General features: G+C 67.7%; 22 protein-coding genes. 12 read left to right on the top strand and 10 right to left on the bottom strand.

Features of this window, described 5'->3' with window-relative positions; genetic code table 11:
- Positions 1-63 precede the first annotated feature (63 nt).
- The 8 genes from A5681_RS11340 to A5681_RS11305 all read left to right on the top strand — a co-directional run bounded on the left by A5681_RS11340 (position 64) and on the right by A5681_RS11305 (position 6,306).
- On the top strand, positions 64-1,230 hold the full coding sequence (locus A5681_RS11340) for an acyl-CoA dehydrogenase family protein (RefSeq protein ID WP_067274107.1): 1,167 nt from the start codon (positions 64-66) through the stop codon (positions 1,228-1,230).
- Positions 1,227-2,036 (top strand): enoyl-CoA hydratase/isomerase family protein, encoded by an 810-nt coding sequence (locus A5681_RS11335; protein WP_067273812.1) that lies wholly within the window; start codon positions 1,227-1,229, stop codon positions 2,034-2,036. Before A5681_RS11340 ends, A5681_RS11335 begins: the two co-directional genes overlap by 4 nt.
- 4 nt (positions 2,037-2,040) lie before the next feature.
- Positions 2,041-3,189, top strand: a complete 1,149-nt coding sequence (locus tag A5681_RS11330; protein WP_067273808.1) for a thiolase family protein — start codon at positions 2,041-2,043, stop codon at positions 3,187-3,189.
- A gap of 110 nt (positions 3,190-3,299) precedes the next feature.
- A complete protein-coding gene (locus tag A5681_RS11325; RefSeq protein ID WP_067273805.1) occupies positions 3,300-3,893 on the top strand; it encodes a TetR/AcrR family transcriptional regulator in 594 nt (197 codons plus the stop codon).
- Between the two features lie 17 nt (positions 3,894-3,910).
- Positions 3,911-4,426 carry a hypothetical protein gene (locus tag A5681_RS11320; protein WP_067273802.1) on the top strand — a complete coding sequence of 172 codons (516 nt, stop codon included), beginning with the start codon at positions 3,911-3,913 and terminating at the stop codon, positions 4,424-4,426.
- Positions 4,427-4,546: 120 nt separating this feature from the next.
- Positions 4,547-5,818, top strand: a complete 1,272-nt coding sequence (locus A5681_RS11315; protein ID WP_067273798.1) for a cytochrome P450 — start codon at positions 4,547-4,549, stop codon at positions 5,816-5,818.
- Positions 5,815-6,003, top strand: coding sequence for a ferredoxin (locus A5681_RS11310; protein WP_067273795.1), 189 nt, complete (start codon positions 5,815-5,817; stop codon positions 6,001-6,003). The genes A5681_RS11315 and A5681_RS11310 overlap by 4 nt, the downstream gene beginning before the upstream one ends.
- A 69-nt stretch (positions 6,004-6,072) precedes the next feature.
- Positions 6,073-6,306 carry a DUF1330 domain-containing protein gene (locus A5681_RS11305; protein ID WP_231996291.1) on the top strand — a complete coding sequence of 78 codons (234 nt, stop codon included), beginning with the start codon at positions 6,073-6,075 and terminating at the stop codon, positions 6,304-6,306.
- 3 nt (positions 6,307-6,309) lie between these two features.
- Here A5681_RS11305 and A5681_RS11300 read toward each other — a convergent pair whose 3' ends face one another.
- The 7 genes from A5681_RS11300 to A5681_RS26480 form a co-directional block, all read right to left on the bottom strand.
- Positions 6,310-6,510: a ferredoxin gene (locus A5681_RS11300; protein ID WP_066957765.1), complete on the bottom strand. Its 201-nt coding sequence runs from the start codon at positions 6,508-6,510 to the stop codon at positions 6,310-6,312.
- A gap of 9 nt (positions 6,511-6,519) precedes the next feature.
- Positions 6,520-7,725 carry a cytochrome P450 gene (locus A5681_RS11295; protein ID WP_067273788.1) on the bottom strand — a complete coding sequence of 402 codons (1,206 nt, stop codon included), beginning with the start codon at positions 7,723-7,725 and terminating at the stop codon, positions 6,520-6,522.
- A 112-nt stretch (positions 7,726-7,837) separates the two neighbouring features.
- Complete coding sequence (locus tag A5681_RS11290; RefSeq protein ID WP_082968313.1) at positions 7,838-8,638, bottom strand: NAD(P)-dependent oxidoreductase; 801 nt, start codon at positions 8,636-8,638, stop codon at positions 7,838-7,840.
- On the bottom strand, positions 8,635-9,450 hold the full coding sequence (locus tag A5681_RS11285) for an NAD(P)-dependent oxidoreductase (RefSeq protein ID WP_067273781.1): 816 nt from the start codon (positions 9,448-9,450) through the stop codon (positions 8,635-8,637). Before A5681_RS11285 ends, A5681_RS11290 begins: the two co-directional genes overlap by 4 nt.
- On the bottom strand, positions 9,447-10,322 hold the full coding sequence (locus tag A5681_RS11280; protein ID WP_067273778.1) for an alpha/beta hydrolase: 876 nt from the start codon (positions 10,320-10,322) through the stop codon (positions 9,447-9,449). Before A5681_RS11280 ends, A5681_RS11285 begins: the two co-directional genes overlap by 4 nt.
- Positions 10,319-12,010, bottom strand: coding sequence for a thiolase C-terminal domain-containing protein (locus A5681_RS11275; protein WP_197498573.1), 1,692 nt, complete (start codon positions 12,008-12,010; stop codon positions 10,319-10,321). The genes A5681_RS11280 and A5681_RS11275 overlap by 4 nt, the downstream gene beginning before the upstream one ends.
- 107 nt (positions 12,011-12,117) lie before the next feature.
- Positions 12,118-12,441: a hypothetical protein gene (locus tag A5681_RS26480; RefSeq protein ID WP_082968312.1), complete on the bottom strand. Its 324-nt coding sequence runs from the start codon at positions 12,439-12,441 to the stop codon at positions 12,118-12,120.
- A 190-nt stretch (positions 12,442-12,631) separates the two neighbouring features.
- Between A5681_RS26480 and A5681_RS11270 the strand changes: the two genes are divergently transcribed.
- From A5681_RS11270 to A5681_RS11260, 3 genes are read left to right on the top strand one after another with little or no spacing between them, the layout of a single operon-like run.
- A complete protein-coding gene (locus A5681_RS11270) occupies positions 12,632-13,552 on the top strand; it encodes an NAD-dependent epimerase/dehydratase family protein (protein ID WP_067273771.1) in 921 nt (306 codons plus the stop codon).
- 11 nt (positions 13,553-13,563) lie between these two features.
- Positions 13,564-14,307: a hypothetical protein gene (locus A5681_RS11265; RefSeq protein WP_067273767.1), complete on the top strand. Its 744-nt coding sequence runs from the start codon at positions 13,564-13,566 to the stop codon at positions 14,305-14,307.
- A 12-nt stretch (positions 14,308-14,319) separates the two neighbouring features.
- Entirely contained in the window at positions 14,320-15,282 is a 963-nt protein-coding gene (locus A5681_RS11260) for an LLM class F420-dependent oxidoreductase (protein ID WP_067273766.1), read from the top strand.
- Here A5681_RS11260 and A5681_RS11255 read toward each other — a convergent pair.
- Together A5681_RS11255 and A5681_RS11250 are read right to left on the bottom strand one after the other, a co-directional pair.
- Positions 15,272-15,568 (bottom strand): ferredoxin, encoded by a 297-nt coding sequence (locus A5681_RS11255; protein WP_067273763.1) that lies wholly within the window; start codon positions 15,566-15,568, stop codon positions 15,272-15,274. The two genes, A5681_RS11260 and A5681_RS11255, sit on opposite strands and share 11 nt — an antisense overlap.
- Positions 15,565-16,872 carry an NADH-ubiquinone oxidoreductase-F iron-sulfur binding region domain-containing protein gene (locus A5681_RS11250; RefSeq protein WP_067273760.1) on the bottom strand — a complete coding sequence of 436 codons (1,308 nt, stop codon included), beginning with the start codon at positions 16,870-16,872 and terminating at the stop codon, positions 15,565-15,567. Before A5681_RS11250 ends, A5681_RS11255 begins: the two co-directional genes overlap by 4 nt.
- 36 nt (positions 16,873-16,908) lie before the next feature.
- Between A5681_RS11250 and A5681_RS11245 the strand changes: the two genes are divergently transcribed.
- Entirely contained in the window at positions 16,909-17,382 is a 474-nt protein-coding gene (locus A5681_RS11245) for a hypothetical protein (protein WP_067273755.1), read from the top strand.
- A 5-nt stretch (positions 17,383-17,387) separates the two neighbouring features.
- On the opposite strand, the gene A5681_RS11240 is transcribed toward A5681_RS11245, so the two are convergent.
- Entirely contained in the window at positions 17,388-18,254 is an 867-nt protein-coding gene (locus A5681_RS11240) for an alpha/beta fold hydrolase (RefSeq protein ID WP_067273750.1), read from the bottom strand.
- Positions 18,255-18,267 lie beyond the last annotated feature (13 nt).

The following is an 18,267-nucleotide window of genomic DNA, read 5'->3' as shown; positions in this document are numbered from 1 at the left end:
CGACCACTACGGCAATCTCGCCGTCGGCAATGAAGAGGAGATCCAGCAGTGCCCGGCGCCGGAATGAACTTTGAGCTGACCGACGACCAGGAATTGATCCGCCGGTCGGTCGCCGAGTTGGCGCGCAAGTTCGACGACCAGTACTGGATGGAAAAAGACCAGGCGCACGAATTCCCGACCGAGTTCTACGAGGCCATCGCCGACGGCGGCTGGCTGGGCATGACGATTCCTACCGAGTACGGCGGCCATGGCCTGGGGATCACCGAAGCCACCATCCTGCTGGAAGAGGTCGCGAAATCCGGTGGGGCGATGAACGCCGCGAGCGCGATCCACCTGTCGATCTTCGGCATGCAACCCGTGGTGGTGCACGGCTCCGACGAGCTCAAGGCGCGCACGCTGCCGAAGGTCGCGACCGGCCAGGTGCACGTCTGCTTCGGCGTGACCGAACCGGGCGCGGGGCTCGACACGTCGCGCATCACCACCTTCGCCAAACGCGACGGCGACCGCTACATCGTCAACGGCCGCAAGGTGTGGATCTCCAAAGCCATGGAGTCCGAAAAGATCCTGCTGCTCACCCGCACCCAAAGCTATGACGAAGTGACCAAGAAGACCGACGGGATGACGCTGTTCATCACCGACCTCGACCGCAGCAGGGTCGACATCCGCCCCATCCGCAAGATGGGCCGCAACGCCGTCAGCTCCAACGAATTGTTCATCGACAACCTCGAGGTGCCGGTCGAGGATCGAATCGGCGAGGAGGGCAAGGGTTTTCAGTACATCCTCGATGGGCTGAATCCGGAGCGGATGCTGATCGCCGCCGAAGCGCTGGGCATCGGTCGGGTGGCGCTGGACAAGGCGGTGAAGTACGGCAACGAGCGTGAGGTCTTCGGGCGGCCCATCGGCATGAACCAGGGGCTGCAGTTCCCGCTCGCCGACTCGCTGGCCCGCCTCGACGCCGCCGAGTTGATGCTGCGCAAGGCCACCTGGTTGTACGACAACGGCAAACCCTGTGGGCGCGAGGCGAATACCGCGAAGTACCTGTGCGCCGACGCCGGGTTCACCGCCGCGGACCGGGCGCTGCAAACGCACGGCGGCATGGGCTACGCGGAGGAGTACCACATCACTCGCTACTTCCGTGAGGCCCGGCTGATGAAGATCGCGCCGGTCAGCCAGGAGATGATCCTGAACTTCCTGGGATCCAACGTGCTGAAACTGCCGAGGAGCTATTGACCTCGCCCGACGAGCCCGTGCTGCTGTCCGAGGACCGCGACGGCGTACGCACGCTCACGCTCAACCGCCCGCGCCGCAAGAACGCGATCAACCCCGAACTGTGGATCGCGTTGCGCGACGCGCTGCATGCCGCCGGTCACGACCGCGGCGTGCGCGCGCTCGTGCTCACCGGTTCCGGCGGCAGCTTCTGCTCCGGCGCCGACATCTCGGTCCCCGACGACATCCATCCGAACTACAAGCTGCAGCGGCTGACCGACGTGGCGCTGGCCCTGCACGAGCTTGCGGTACCGACCATCGCCAAGGTGACCGGAGTGGCCGTCGGGGCGGGGTGGAACCTCGCGCTGGGATGCGACTTCGTCGTCGCAACGCCGGAATCAACGTTCTGCCAGATCTTTTCCCAGCGTGGCCTGTCGATCGACCTCGGCGGATCGTGGCTACTGCCCAAACTCGTTGGCCTGCAACAGGCCAAGCGGCTTGCGTTGCTCGCCGAGACGATCGACGCCGAGGAGGCGCACGCGTTGAACTTGGTGACGTGGGTGGTGCCGGCCGCGGAGGTCGACGCCTTCGTCGACGATCTCGCCGATCGGTTGTCTGCCGGCCCGCCGATCGCCCTGGCCCACACCAAGGCCCTGCTGAACGAGGGCGCCGACAGCACGTTGCGCGACGCGCTGGCCAACGAGGCCCGCGCCCAGGTCGGCAATTTCGCGACGGCCGACGCGGCCGCCGCCTATGCCGCCTTCGCGCAGCGGCGGCAGCCGTCGTTTACTGGCCGGTGGGCGTTATCGAAATCCGAGGAAGCGGAGTAGGCAAATGCGGGAAACAGTGATCGTCGAAGCCGTGCGCACCGCGGTGGGCAAGCGCAACGGCGGCTTGGCCGGGATGCACGCCGCGGACCTGTCCGCCGTCGTCCTCAACGAACTGCTGGAACGCACGGGAGTCGGCCCCGAGATGGTCGACGACGTGATCTGGGGATGCGTGTCCCAGGTCGGCGACCAGTCGAGCAACATCGGCCGCTACGCGGTCCTGGCCGCCGGCTGGCCGGAGACCATTCCCGGGACCACCGTGAACCGCGCGTGCGGGTCCAGCCAGCAGGCGCTCGACTTCGCCGTGCAGGCGGTGATGTCCGGTCAGCAGGACGTCGTGGTCGCCGGCGGTGTGGAGGTCATGAGCCGCGTCCCGCTGGGTTCGGCCCGGGCGACCGGCATGCCGTACGGCCCGAAGGTCCTCGCGCGCTACGACGACTTCTCCTTCAACCAGGGCCTGTCGGCGGAGATGATCGCCAAGAAGTGGGGTTTCTCCCGCACCCGGCTCGATGAGTACTCCGCCCAGTCCCACGAACGGGCGGCGGCGGCCCAGGACGCCGGCGCGTTCACCGACCAGATCGTGCCGGTGTTCACCGGTGACGACACGGTCGTCGCCGCCGACGAGGGCGTGCGGCGCGGGACCACGGTCGAGAAACTGAGCGGACTCAAACCGGCCTTCACCGAGGATGGGGTCATCCACGCGGGCAACTCCTCGCAGATCTCCGACGGCGCCGCCGCGCTGCTGGTGACGACCGCGGAGATGGCGGTCGAGCTGGGGCTCACCCCGCTGGTGCGCTACCTCGCCGGCGCGGTGACCGGGGCCGACCCGGTCCTCATGCTCACCGGGCCCATCCCGGCCACCGAGAAGGTGCTGAAGAAGGCCGGCGTCCCACTCTCCGAGGTCGGCGCGTTCGAAGTGAACGAGGCGTTCGCGCCGGTGCCGCTGGCCTGGCTCGCCGAGACCGGGGCCGACCCGGAGCGGGTCAACCCGCTCGGCGGCGCCATCGCGCTGGGGCACCCGCTGGGTGCGTCCGGGGCGGTGCTGATGACGCGGATGGCGCACCACATGCGCGCCAACGGAATCCGCTACGGGCTGCAGACCATGTGCGAGGGCGGCGGCACCGCCAACGCCACCCTGGTGGAGCTGGTCCGCTAGCACCCCACGCGCCGAACGCCGCCCCCCGCGTGACCCTTGTCACAGCGGCCAAACTAACCTACTGTGTGTTCACTAGGTTGGTTCGGCCCGCAATCGGCCAAAGGAGTCCGGTGCCCGACGCACGGCGTTACGACACGTTGCTCGCCAAAGGCGAAGACCGCAAGCAGCGGATCCTCGACGTCGCGCAACGGCTGCTTACGCGCAACGGCTGGCGCAGCACCACCCTCGCGCAGATCGCCGGCGAGGCCGGGGTCACCCCCGCGGGATTGCTGCATCACTTCGAGTCCAAAGAGCAGCTGCTGCACGCCGTCCTCGACGCCCGCGACCTCGATGACGACCTCCACGCCGACCGGACCGGCGATCTCTTCGCCCAGATCGCGCAGGTCGCCGACCGGTTCAACCGGGCGCCCGAACTGGTCGGAACGTTCACGGTGCTGCTGGTCGAGAACATCCTCCCCGACGCTCCGCTGCACGACCGGATGCTGGCCCGGCATCGCGCCGCCACGGACATCGTCGCCGACCTCATCCGCCGCGGGCAGGCCGATGGCCGGTACCGCGCCGACATAGACCCCGCCGTCAAGGCGGTAGAAATTCTCGCCTTCGTCCACGGAATGGAAACCACATGGTTGCTCGATCCATCGATACCCCTAACCGAGGTGTTCAAGCAGTACGCCGAGACGCTGGCGCGGGACTTCGCCCCGTAGAAGAGCCACGCCAGGACATGAGATACCGGCTCGACGTGGTCGCCGCCACCGTGGTCGACGTGGTCCGGTTCGCCGGCGGCTGGCTGTTCGACCGGTCGATGGCCGGGTGGGACGTCACCGTGCTGCTGGCGGACCTGGCCGGCCACGCCGACGACCGGCCGCTGCAGATCCTCGGCGCCCAGGTGGTCGACCTCGAAGACGCGTTGGCCTCGGTGGGGTCTCGTCCCCGTCCCCAGGCCCTGGCGGCCGCGGCGGACTTGCTCGGATCCGACTCCCGGGTGCGGCAAGGCGTGCTGCAGGCCCTCGACCACGGCGTCACCGAGGTCACGCTGTGGGGGGGGACGTGGCCGGCAGAACTCGACGACAGCGTGGGCCTGGTGCAGCACCGGCTGAGCATGGCCGCCCGCACGTTCAAGGCCCAGGCGCTGGCGGCCGCCGCTCTTCCGGATGGCTCGATCGGTGCGGTCGAGACCTTCCGCAGCGGACTGCTGGCGTGGCCGTCGGTCGCCGCGGATCTGATCCCCGCCGGCTGACGCCATACCGTCGTCACACGCTTGGACGCCCCCCTCGTTGACGACCACCAGGCCGTGTGGAAATGTAATGCTCATCTACGAGAGGCACGTTCTCACTAGCCGAGATTAGGGGAGCAGGAGATGGCGAACGAATTCTCCGAGTTGGACTTCTTCCGCGGCAGCGAGCTGATCGAGGACCCGTACCCCTACTACGAGGCGCTGCGCCAGCGGTGCCCCGTCACGCGGGAGAGCCACCACGACGTCACGATGATCACCGGCTGGGACGAGGCGTGCGCGGTCCTCAACGACGCCGAAACCTGGTCCTCCTGCATCTCGGTGACCGGTCCGTTCCCCGGCTTCCCGGTACCGCTGGAAGGCGACGACATCACCGAGCTGATCGAAAAGCACCGCGACGAGCTGCCGTTCAGCGACCAGCTGCCCACCCTCGACCCGCCGACCCACACCAACCATCGCTCGCTGCTGATGCGGCTGATCACCCCCAAGCGCCTCAAGGAGAACGAGGACGCGATGTGGGTGCTCGCCGACCAGGTGCTCGACACGTTCCTCGCGCCCGGCCGCGGCGACTTCATCAAGGGCTTCGCCGGCCCGTTCACGCTGCTGGTCATCGCCGACCTGCTCGGTGTGCCCGAGGAGGATCGCGACAAGTTCGTCAAGGGCATCCGCGACCACTCGGGTGGCGGCGTCGGCGGCACCAAGGGCTCGCTGGCGCACAGCCCACTGGAGTTTCTCTACGATCTCTTCTCCGACTACGTCCGGGACCGCCGGCGCGAGCCGCGCGACGACGTGCTGACCGGCCTGGCCACCGCGACCTACCCGGACGGCTCGACCCCCGACGTCGAAGACGTGGCACGGGTGGCCAGCAATGTCTTTTCGGCGGGCCAGGAGACCACCGTGCGGCTGCTGGGTGCGGCCCTGCAGACGCTCGGGGAGCGGCCGGACCTCCAGGCGCAATTGCGCAAGGACCGCAGCCTGATCCCCAACTTCATCGAGGAGTCGCTGCGGCACGAGAGCCCCGTCAAGGGCGACTTCCGATTGAACCGGGTGCCGGTCAATGTCGGCGGCGTCGACCTGCCGGCGGGAACCACCGTGATGGTGGTGCAAGCGGCCGCCAACCGTGATCCCCGTCGGTTCGAAGACCCCGCCACCTTCGACCCGGCCCGCAAGAACGCCCGGCAACACATCTCGTTCGGGCGCGGTATCCACAGCTGCCCGGGCGCCCCGCTCGCGCGCGCCGAAACGCGGGTGGCGATCGAGCGGCTGCTCGACCGGACGTCGGACATCAGGATCGACGAAAACGTGCACGGCCCGGCGAATGACCGTCGCTACCAATACGTCCCGACGTACATCCTGCGCGGCCTGACGGAACTGCACCTGGAGTTCACGCCGGCATGAAAGTCACAGTCGACGACCAGCGCTGCCGCGGCCACGGCGTCTGCACGACGCTGTGCCCAGAAGTGTTCAGCCTCACCGACGACGGCTACGCCGAGGCGATAGCATCCGACGTCCCAACGGAATTCGAATCGGCCACTCAAGAGGCCATCGAGTGCTGTCCCGAGCAGGCGATCAGCAAGATCTAACCCAGCTAAGGAGATGCAGTGGCGAAAGGTTACGTCATTCTTACCGAGGCCATCAAGGACCCGGAGGGCATGAAAGCCTATGCGCAGGCGGCCGGTTCGGCGATGGCCGGAACCACCATTCTGGCGGTGGACACCGCTCCCAAGGTGATCGAGGGCAGCTGGCACGGCGACCAGACCGTCGTGCTGGAATTCGAATCGGTGGACGCTGCCCGCGCGTGGTACGAGTCCGAGGGTTACCAAAAGGCGGCGAAACTGCGGCAGGCCGCGGCGGACTGCAACGCCGTCATCCTCTCCGGATTCTGATCGCTACTCGCCCACGATCGAGATCGCCTGCCGCGGGCACTGACGAACGGCCTCACGCACATCCGCCTCGTTCTCCGGGGTGACCTCTTCCTGCAAGACGGTCAGCATGTCGTCGTCGCCGAGGAGAAAGATCTCCGGATTGATGCCCATGCAGACACCGTTGCTCTCGCAGAGCCCCCAGTCGACTTCGATTTTCTTCGTCACGCAACCCCCTTACCGAAGTATCTTGACGGGCACGTTCTTCCAGCCCGCAACGTTTTGCATCGTTACCCGTTTGCAGCCCGCCCAGTCCACCTCGTAGCGCGGCATGAAGTCGAGGAGCCGTTCCAGCGCAATCCTGCTCTCCAGGCGGGCCAGGGCGGCGCCAAGGCAGCTGTGGATCCCGTACCCCAGCCCGAGGTGCTGGGCCTCGGTCTGGTCACGCTCGATGTCGAACGTGTCGGCATCGGTGAAGGCCTCTGGGTCCCGGTTGGCCGCTGCGCCACAGAGGAACACCGGCTTGCCCGCAGGGATCACCCCGCCGCTGACGTGTGCCTCTTTGAGCGTGTAGCGGACGTTGTACTGCACCGGTCCCTCATAGCGCAGCAGCTCTTCCACCGCCCCGGGGATCTTGTCGCGGTCTTCCTGGAGCTTCTGCCACTGGTCGGGGTGCCGGGCGAAGATCACCGCCGCGTTGCCGAGGAGCTTGGTGACGGTCTCGGCGCCCGCTCCGCCCAAAAGGGTCGCGAACCCGCAGATCTCGATGTCGTCGAGCTTGCGCAGCTGGCCGTCTTCACCTGGGATCTCGGCCGCGATCAGGCGGCTGATCATGTCGTCCTGCGGTTCCTGGCGGCGCTCCTGCACGAGGCCGAAGTAGTACATCGCCGTGTCGATGTTGGCCTGCATTCCGGCTTCACTGATCTCGATCTGGCCCGGTTCGTGGGACAGGCTGGTGTCGATCCAGTGGCGCACCTGCTGGCGGTATTCCTCCGGCACCCCGGCCATCCGGGTGATGACTTCCACCGGGAACGGGCCGGAGAAGTCCTGGACCACGTCAAAATTCTCCGGGTCGGCGGCGTCCAGGTACTTGTCGATCACCTCGATGACGGTTTCGCGCTGGGATTGGATCGCCCGCGGCGTGAACGCCTTGTTGAGCAGGCTGCGCATGTGGCGGTGCTCCGGCGGATCCATGAAGATGATCGACTTCTGCTCGGGGGAGATGCCCCTGCGTACCATCGCCAGGTCGCAGCCGCGCGCCGAGGAATAGGTCTCGAAGTCTTTGAATGCCGCCGCGACGTCCACGTGGCGGGTCAACGCGTAGAAGTCCTCTTTTTCGTCGTAGTACAACGGCGCGTCCTCGCGCATCCGTCGATAGATGTCGAACGGATTGTTGTAGTAGTCCTCGGAGTACGGATCGAAGACGACCTTCGGTTTTGTCACTGATTCCTCCTCAGCGGCGAGGGCAGGCTGCAGCCGTTACAGCCGAGTCGTTGACTGTAAAGGTAACGGTAATACCTTCGTGACGAACCGGAAAGACCGAAACGCTGGCATCTCAAACCCCGTTCGAGACGCCGATGGCGTCGATCGCGTCATCCAGAGCGCCGAGTTCACTGCCGAGTTCCTGGGCGATGCCACGCGCCACGCTGACATCTTTTCGGACGAATTCACCGGCCACCTCGATGAACGATGCGACGGAGCCGCCCGCCGCCGCCAGGCTCAGGACCCGGCTGGTCGCACTGCCGTGCGCCAACGCGGGCAACAACGTCGACTCCGCCACGCCAAGTCGCTCACCGAGCCGCACCGCCTCCGCGAGCAGCCCGATATGGCCCGCGAACAACGCGTTGTTGACTAGCTTCACCTTCTCGCCGGATCCGCGGGGGCCCACGTGCAGAACCGGATCTCCGTAACAGGCGAGCACCGTCCGCACCCGCGCCACGGCGTCTTCGGCGCCGCCGACGAACAGCGTTAGCCGGCCGGCCGCGATGTCATGCGGGCCGCCGCTGACCGGAGCGTCGACGACGTCGACGCCTTCGGCGTGTGCGGCGAGCGCGTCGACCGTGTTCGGGCCGGCGGTGGTGTGCACGACCAGCACGGACCCGGGCGGCATGGCGGCCAGCAGTCCACCGTCCAGGTATACCTCCCGCAGCTGTAGGTCGGTGAACACGCACAGCACCACGACGTCGGCGCACCTACAAACCTCGACGGGGTCGGCGACCGCATGGGCGCCGAGCTGCTCGAGATCGCTTCGCTTTTCGGCGGTCCGGCCCACGACCCGGACATCGTGTCCTGCCGCCACCAGACGGGCCACCATGGGGCGGCCCATCCGTCCCGCACCGACGAACCCGATCCTCACCTTGGATGGCCCATGAGGCCCAGCGCGGCGTCGGCCGCGTCCAGCACGGCGCCGCCGTGCGCGCCGGCTCCGTCGGCCAGGTCCACCACCAGGCGGACGTCTTTCTGCAGCAGCGTCCCGGCCACCCCGGCAAGCCGGTCCAGCCCGCCGATGCCGCCAAGGGCGGTGAGCGCGAAACTGTTACCGCTGCTGCGCGAGACCACCTCGGTGAGGCGGTCCGGTTCGACACCGAGGGAGCGAGCCAGCGACAGCGCGCTGGCCGCGGTGGCCAGGTGGGCGGTGAACAGCAGGTTGTTGAGCAGCTTCGTGGTCTGACCGGAACCGAGCTCGCCGAGGTGCACGACCGGATCGGCATAGGTGGCGAAGACCGGGCGGCACCGCTCGACGGCGTCGGCGTCGCCACCGACCATCACCAGCAGACGCCCTTCGGCCGCGGCCGGGCCGCCGCCGCTGACCGGCGCGTCAATGACCGAAATCCCTTTGGTTGCGGCTTGTTTCGAAAGATCCCGGCAGGTGTTGGGATGCACGGTGCTGTGGATGGCGATGACACCGCCCGGTTTCATCGCGGCCAGCACGCCATGGTCGCCGGACGTGATCTCGTCGACGTCGGCGTCGCCCACGACGCAGAGGCAGACCAGGTCGCTGGCCGCGGCGAGCTCGGCCGGTGACTCGGCGATCTTCGCCGCGGTGTCGGCGAACGCCTCGAGGGTTGCGGGTCTGCGTGCCCACAACGTCGTCTCGTAGCCGCCCTCGACGATCCGCCGCGCCATGGGGGCGCCCTGACTGCCCAGACCGATGAATCCGACTCTCATCCGGTGGCCTCTTCCGAACCCGATGCCGTCACGCATTCGTCGACGAACGCAAGGACCTCCGCGTGATAATCCGCGGCGGTGTGGCCGAGGCTGATGTTGTGCCCCGCCCCGGGCTGCCGGTGCACGGTGAAGCGCGGCGCGGCGGAGAACATCGCGGTGATCTGCTGCACCGCCGAATCGTCGGCCTGCCAGACTTTCTCGTGTTCGGCGATGCTGAAGTGCACAGGCACCCGCACGGCCGGGGCCAGCGTCGGAAAAGTCTGGCGCGCCCAGTCCGACACCATTTGATCCTCGTACGACGGCGCAGAGGGGGACACCGTCGCGCCGCCGAGAACCTCGGGCGGATACAGGTGTTCCGGGCTCCACAGCAGCTCGCGCATCCCCGATGGGCGTCGTTCGCGGGTCGCCGTTTTGAGTATCTCCTTGGCCGCGGGGTGGTAGTGCCGACCGGTGCCGGCCAATTCGATGCCGAGCAGATCGGCACCGCGCTCGTCGGCGGCCATCCGCATCGTCAGCTCGCAGCCGCCCGAATGCCCCATCACGAACAGGCCCGCGCCGCGCGGCCGGTCACCGAGAATGCGCTCGACCGCACCGTACGCCAGGTTGACGCGCTGATCGCCCGCGGCCATCGCCTCCGGATAGGGCGCGGAGCTGCCGTAGCCCGGCCGGTCGATCGCCACCACGGTGAATCCGGCTGCCGCGCCGGTCCGCAACAGCGAATACGAGGGATGGCCCGGGCAGTCGAAGTACATTGCGGTGGTGCCGCCCCCGTGGATCGCCACGATCACGGCCTTGGGTTGGTCGGCCTCGGCGACCAGCGCCGACATCGGCACCCCGTCGACGATCACCAGCCTGGGTCGCGGCGCACTCATGTATCGGCCCGAAGCAGCAGCACACCGCTGGGCGTGAGTCCGCCGCTGCTGACGACGCCGACGCGGGCGTCGGCGACCTGGCGATCGCCGGCCTCCCCGCGCAGCTGGGTGATGGCCTCGTGGACGAGGCCCATGCCGTGGGTGCGCCCGTGCGACAGCTGGCCGCCGTGGGTGTTCAGCGGCAACAGGCCGTCACGGGCGATGTTCTTGCCGCCGTCCAGAAACTCTTTGGCCTCGCCGATTTCGCAGAATCCCAGCGCCTCGATCCAGGACAGACAGTTCATGGTGAAGCCGTCGTAGAGCTCGGCGACGTCGACATCGGCGGGGCGCAGGGAGGTTCGCGTCCACACGTGCGCCGCCTGGCCCAGCACCTGCGGTTCGTGGGTGAGAGTGCTTTGGTCCCAGTCGATACGCTCGACGATCTGCGTGCCCACCGCCTCGACCAGGACGGGCGGCTTGGCGAGGTCACGCGCGGCGTCGACGGCGGAGACGATGACGGCGATCGCGCCGTCGCAGGGCACGTCGCAGTCGTAGAGACCGAACGGCGTGGTGATGGGCCGCGCGTTGAGGTAGTCGTCCATCGTCATCGGCGACCGGTAGATCGCGGTCGGGTTGAGCTCGGCGTTGGCCCGCTGATTCAACGCGATCCAGCCCAGGGTCTCCTTGGTGGTGCCGTAGCGGTGAAAGTGCCGCTGGGCGTTCATCGCCAAGGTGTGCGCCGCGGACGTCGCGCCGAATGGCATCTGCCAGCCCGACATCCGGCCCATCGACGGGCTGATCTTGCCCTGCTTCATGAGCTCGCCGTGGGTGGCTTCCCACACCGTCCGGAAGCACAGCACGTGCCGCGCGAGCCCGCCGGCGACCGCAAGCATCGCGGCGATCAACGAGCCACCCGGTCCGAACGTTTCCATCGCGCCGTTGTGCCACGTCGGCCGGATGCCGAGTGCGGCTTCCAGCGCGGTCACGCCGCCTTCGCCCATTCCCGCCACGGTGAGAGCGCCGGGATAGGTGGACAGGCCGTCGATGTCGGCGAAGGTCAGGCCGGCGTCGGCGATGGCCGCTTCGCACGCCTGCACCGTCAGCGCCAACGGCGGCTGCATCAGCCGGCGACCGATCGGCGACATGCCGGTCCCGGTCAGCGCGACCTTGTCCTCGAACTTCTCCGTTGTCAGCATCGGGCGCACGTGGTCGCCGAAGCGCTCCGGCGCTATCTCGTCGGACGGCAAGGGGCCGGTTTCGGCATTCGGGACCGGACGGAACAGCGGAAACCACACGTCCTCGACCTGCTCGAAGACGACCTCGACCTGCTGGCCCAGTTCCAGCCGATCGAACTCGCACTCAACGATGTTGGTGGTCAACCGAATTCGCGGATCTTCGGCGATCGCCACCTGCGCGATCACGTACGGCGCGGCCAGCCCGGGCAGGCTGAACCTTTCGTTGATGGTGAACCCGGCGAGCGTTGCCCTTCCGGAGACGGCACGCACCCCGACATCCAGTGAGCGGCAGTACCGGCACACGGGCGCGGGCGGATGGATCAGCGATTGGCAGGACTGGCATTCCTGCAGCCGGAGCTTGCCGTCGGCTCCGGAGGTCCAGAAGAACTCGTTGTCCTGCGTGACCAGGGGCAGCGGTCGGCCCGGTGCTGCTGACACGTCACCTCCGCGAGCCGAACGGCCCCGATGCGGCATGGTAGGGCCGTTATACGAATCGGAGAATTACGTTATCACTCGCACGCGGGTGCGATCGAGGCCCATGGTTCCTGCCCACCTGAAATGGGGGAACGCGGCATGGCCGCTCAGAGGGGCACCCAGACGCCGTTCAGGTAAATGCCCCACTGGTGAAAACCGACGCTCCACATCGGGGGCTCCGATGTCCACCACGGCTGCGGCGGAGGCGGCGGCACATTTTGCCCGGCGAATGACGGCGCGTATGGCGGTGGCGGCGTGTACCAGGGCGGTGGCGGCGGAGGTGGCGGTTTGCAGGCGAGGGTCACCGGATTGAACGACATGTTGTGATCGCAATCCGCCGAGCTGATTCCCGGCGGCGCGATCGCCATGACCGCCGCCGCGGCGAAGGCGACCGCTAGGGCGGCGGTCAGGCGACGAATAAACCACCTCATGGTGCCTCCCGATGGGGTCATCGTGACCCTGGCGGATTCAGCTTATTCCGTTCAGACCGCCACGACCATGGTCAAAATGGTTCGCCGACACCTGCCGACCGCACGCAAGATTTCCTTTCCGGCGGGCGTTATGCTGCCCCACGAGATATCAAGTACTTCACATTTACCTCGGTCATGATCGGAGGTCTGGTTGCTGAACGCGGAGAAGATTTTGATCACCGGGGCGACGGGCAAGATCGCGTTTCCCATCGCGCGGGCTCTGGCGGCATCGAACGAGGTCTGGGGGGCCGCGCGGTTCACCGACCCCGCCGGTCGAGAGAGGCTGGTCGCCGCCGGCATCAAGCCCCTCGCGCTGGATATCGGCACAGGCGATTTCGCCGGTCTCCCAAACGATTTCACTTACGTTTTTCATGCCGCGGTGGACCCCGGCACGGGCGACTGGAACCGCTGCGTCGAAACCAACGCCCAGATGTCCGGCGAGCTGCTCTACCACTGCCGCGCTGCCAAGGGTTTTGTCTTCTGCTCGACCGGCTCGATCTACGCCTACCAGGGGCGGCGACCGCTGACCGAGGCAGATCCGCCGGGGGTGCCCCTGCGCGCGAACTACAGCATCTCCAAGGTCGCCGCCGAAGCGGTGTGCACCTGGATCGCCAAGCACTACCAGATTCCGCTCACCATCATCCGCATTTGTTCGACTTACGGCCCCCAGGGCGGTGCGGCCGCCGACCGCCTCGATGCGATGTTGGCGGGCAGGCCCATCCGGCTGCATCCCGACAAGCCGAACAACTACAACCCGATCTACGAAGACGACTACGTGGAACTGGGCATCCGCGCCATGGAAGTCGCCGCGGTGCCGCCGGTCGTGGTGAACTGGGCCGGCAGCGAAACGGTCAGCGTCGAAGACTACTGCGCCTTCATGGGCCGGTTGGTGGGTGTCGAACCGCGTTTCGAATACACCCCCGAAGCGCACACGCCGCTATGGCCGGACGTCACCCACATGCACGAGGTGCTCGGCCGCACGAAAGTGCCCTGGCGCGAGGGCTTCCGGCGCATGATCGCGGCCCGACACCCCGAAATCGTGTTATCCGAATACGATTCGACTCCATCGTGAGGGGACTAGCCATGCAGCTTCCCGGCACGCCATCGGATCAGGTTGGCAAGATCCTCGCCGCCGGGCGGGGCGACATCACCACGCTGTTCGTCTCCATGGCGACTCGCCATCCCGACGGACTGGACGCCGAGTACCTGCGCTGGCACACCCTTGATCATCGGCCCGAGCAGCACCGGTTGGCCGCGGTGCGCGCCTCGCTGCGGTTGGTGTCAACGCCCGCCTGCCGCTCCGCCCGGGCGATCAGCGCGGGACCGTTGGACGCGGTCGACCACGTGATGACGTACTTCTTCACCGAGGATGCCGGGTTGCGCGGATTCAACGAGCTGTCCACGGCGCTCGGGAACGCCGGCCGCAAGATCACGCTGCTGCCGCCGGTGGAGCGCGGCGTGTACGAGGTGCGGGACAAGGCGGCGGCGCCGCGGGTGAAGGTGGGATCGGACGTCCTGCCCTGGATGCCCGTGCGGGGCGCGTTCCTGTTGCTCGAGCGAGGGGCGGCGGCAGCGGACCGACTGCTGGATGTGGCCGGCGTCGCCGGCGTCTGGTCGGCGGCGTCGCGAGAGGTCGACGCGAACCTGGCAAGCGCCCCTGGGGGGCAATCGATCACGTATTGCTTCCTCGATGACGATCCGGTCGGCACGGCGGAGCGGCTGCGGCCGGTGCTATCCGACCGCTGGGAAGAGTCAGGTGTCGAACCGCTTTTCGCCGCACCGTTTTTCGCGGTGGTGCCGTTCGAATGGGACCGCCATGTGCCATAGGCGTGGGGGCGCATGCGCATCGGCATGATGGTCGGCTCCGACAAGGAGCGCCCGCGGGCCGACCGGCTGGCCGGCGTGACCGGCGACGCCGTCGCGGCCGAAAACGCGGGCTTCACCACGTTTTGGATGCCCCAAGTCCCCGGCTACCTCGACGCGCTCACCGTCGTCGCGCTGATCGGGCAGGCCACCGGCGGCATCGAGCTTGGGACGGCGGTCGTGCCGATTCAGACCCGCCATCCGATGATCATGGCGCAGCAGGCCCTGACCACCCAGATCGCCTGCGGAGGGCGGTTCACGCTCGGCATCGGGCCCTCGCACCACTGGATCATCAACGGCCAGCTCGGATTGGCCTACGACCGCCCGGCGCGCGTGGTGGCCGACTATCTCGATGTGCTCGACGCGTCGTTCGCCGGTCCGGGTTCCGTCGATGTCGACAACGACACCTACCACGTCCACGGACCGGTGGATGTGACTGACACATGCCAGGTTCCGGTCCTGTTGGCGGCGCTCGGGCCGACGATGCTGCGGCTGGCGGGCGAGCGAACAGGGGGCACGATCCTCTGGATGGCGGACGAGCGGGCGATCGCCGACTACGTCGTGCCGCGCATCACCGCGGCGGCCGACCGGGCCGGGCGGCCCGCGCCACGAATCGTCGCCGGCGTCCCGATTGCACTCTGTTCGCCCACCGAGACCGACGACGCCCGCGCCTACGCCAGTGAGGTCCTCGGGCATGCGGATTTCTCCCCGAACTACGTGCGCCTGCTCGAGCACGGGGATGCCGAGGACGTCGGCGACACCATGGCGGCAGGTGACGAGGCGACCATCCTCGCGCGGCTGCGCCGATACCGGGACGCGGGTGTCACCGATCTCGCGGCGCGAATCGTCCCCCTAGGCAAGGACACCACCGAACGCGCCGCATCGCGGCTGCGGACCCAGGAATTCCTGTCGTCGCTCTGCCCGGTGATCAGCGGGTGAATCCCCACTCCGCCTCGTTCTCTTCGGTTTTGAGCCGCTCGGCCGGGTCGTCCGCGTCGGCGAGCGGGGGGCGGGGTGTGGGGTATGTACGCTCGCCGATCTCGGCGATGGCGTGCACCGGGCAGTCCATCAGCGCGCGCATCACCGCATCGCGATCCGACTCCGCCACGGTGCCGTCGCCGATAAGGGACGCGTAACCCCAGTCGTCAAGGGAGAAGTATCCGGGCGCGTATTTGGCGCAGATGCCGAAACCATCGCAGACAGTGCGGTCCAAGCGGATTTTCATGCGAGCCTCAAAGCTTCCGCCTCGTAGGGACGGTCGGCGCGGAACGCGCCGCGAGCGCAGCCCTGGCACGTGCCGTCGAGATGTGCGGTGACTTCGCCCGGAAACTCGCCGAGTAGGCCGGCCGCGACGTTGGTGGCGGCGTCCAGCGTCGCGCACGCGCCCCGTCCGCGCAGTAGCACGGACCAGCGGCGCAACCGTTCGACGTCTTCCTTCGTCGCGGCGCCATCGCGCAGCGCACCGGCCGCGGCCGCCATCGCCGCCGTTCCGTTGAAGCACGAGCCGCATTGCCCGGCGTTTTCCCGGTCGAAGTAGGCCAACACCGACGCCGCGACCGCGACGGGGCAGTCGTCGGTGAGCAGCGCGATGGCGCCCGCTCCCAAACCGCTGCCGACACGCCGCATCGTCTCGTGGTCCAAGGTTGTCTCCAGCACGCGGCGGTTGAGCAGGCCGGCGAAGTAACCGCCCATCAACGCCCCGCGCACCTGCTCCGACGGAACACCGTGCAGGGCAAGGAGTTCGGTGAACGCTAGGCCGTACGGCAGTTCATAGAGAACGGGCGGCCGGCCAGCGCCGGTGATGGTGGCCAGGAACGTCCCCGGCGACAACGACGTGCCTTGCGAGCGGAACGCTCCGGCGCCGTGGCACTGCAGATAGGGCAGGTGGGCCAGGGTCTCGACATTGCTCACCAACGTGGGCCAATCGTCGACGCCGGCTTCGAACGGCCGCGGCGGCTTGTCCGTCGGCTTGGCCGGCCCGCCGTTGAGCGCGCGGACGGCGGCGGTTTCCTCGCCGGCCACGTATCCGGGCCGCACGGTCAGCATGCTGACGGTGACACCGCCGAGCGCGACGGGATCGGTCTCGGAGAGCGCCCTTTCGACGCTGCGCGCCGATTCCGGATCGGAGAGGTAGACGTGGGCGCGGTTCGTGCCCACGACCGCGGCGGCCAACCGCAACCCGTCCAGGATCAGGTGCGGCCGGTTGCGCAGCAGCCACCGGTCCTTGACCGAAGCCGGTTCTCCCTCTTCGCCATTCGCGACGACCACGGCGCCGCCGGCAATGCGGCCGTTATCGCGCACCGCGCGCAACTTGATCGCCAGCGGGAAGGCGGCACCACCGCGACCGACCAGGCCGCTGGCCTCCACCTCGCTCAGCAATCCATCGGCGTCGGCGAGCGGCCGATAGCCGCCCCGCTCTCGGTACGCCGCGACATCCTCGGGCGCGTGGCCGGTTGGTCCGAAGAGCAGCCGCGGTTCGCAGCCGGGCACGGTGGCGGTGGTGATGGGGGTGGATTGCGCGGTGCTCACGGCCGGTCCGCCATCATCTTGGTTACGCTTGCGCGCATGCGAACTGCGGTGGTGCGCGTCAACGTCGACCCGCAAAGCGTGTCCACGGCGGCGCAGCTACGAGACGGCATGGCAGCGCTCCTTGAGCTCGCGGCGCGGGCGGGCGCCGGCGTGGTCGAGAACGACCTCGCGGCCATGCCCGCGGGGCGTCGGGAAGTCGAATTGCTGATCGTCGCCGAAGACGGCGACGCGGCCAAGCAGCGAGCAATGAACCTGTGCGCCAAGGTGTTCGGCGACATTGCGGTACCCGGGGTGGTCACCTTCATCAGCCGGGGAACCGACGACGACGCCCACGGAGTGCTGGCCGGATTCGGGCTCACCGGTGACATCGAACGGATGCCCGGGGAAGACGGATTCGACATCGTATACGTGACGCTGCGGGAGCAGGACCTCGAACGCATCCCGGAGAGCCGGGTCCACACGGCTCTCGAGGCCTCGCTCAACTGCGAGGTTCACATCCGCACCGTCTAACGCCATCACGAGCCCAGGAACTCGAGGATCGCGGGCGCCGCCTGCACCCACGTGTCGAACATGTTGAAGTGCTGCACCCGGCCCGCCGCGCGGTCTTCGGACGCGCGTTCCCACGCATCCTCCGGCCACGGCGGATCGATCAGCTTCGATCCCTTGATCAGGCAACTGACCTCGAGCGACGTCCGCTTCGGGTGATCCATGTCGTTCTCGCCGCCGCGAATGATCAACGTGGGGACCTTAATTCGGTCGAACATCTCGTCCTCGACGCCCGGGATGGTCTGCCCCGGCTTGGAGACGAACGCGTTCAGCCAGCGCAGCATCACCTTGAGGAACTCGTCGGGGTCGAAGTCGAGGAATCGCTGCTTGTTGTTGGGGTTCTCCTCGATGCGGTCGCGCCATTCGGCCACCTTCACCACGCCGTCCATGCCGGTGCCGCGCACCGCGAGGATGCTCGGGATGATGTAGAAGGAGCCGAGCACGAAGGTGCCGTAGATGCCGCCGACGATGTTCCACACCACCAGCTTGGTGACCATTTCCGGGTAGAGCATCGTGGTCAGCATGGAATCGCGTGCCCCGCCGGATCCCCCGGCGAGGATGCAGCGCTCGAATCCCAGCCCCGTCACCAGCTTGTGCAGTGTCTCGGCGCGCATGTGTGATTCGCTCTGCCCGTAGAATTGCACCTCGGAAGCACCGCAGTTGGGCCGGTCCCACAGCAACACGCGGTATCCGCCCGCGGCCAGCGCGTCGGCGAGCGGCCGCAAACCCTCGATCTCCTTACTGAACCGGCCGCCCGGCGTCAAGGCGATGAGATCTCCTGAGTCACCGAGGATTTCGTAGACGACGTTTCCCCCGTTGATCTCGATAGAAGGCACGCGATTCTCCTGT

It is taken from the genome of Mycobacterium scrofulaceum (assembly GCF_001667885.1).
Classification (GTDB): Bacteria; Actinomycetota; Actinomycetes; order Mycobacteriales; family Mycobacteriaceae; genus Mycobacterium; species Mycobacterium scrofulaceum_C.
The sequence above is the reverse complement of the archived record's forward strand: the minus strand, read 5'-3'. Positions and strand labels throughout refer to the sequence as shown.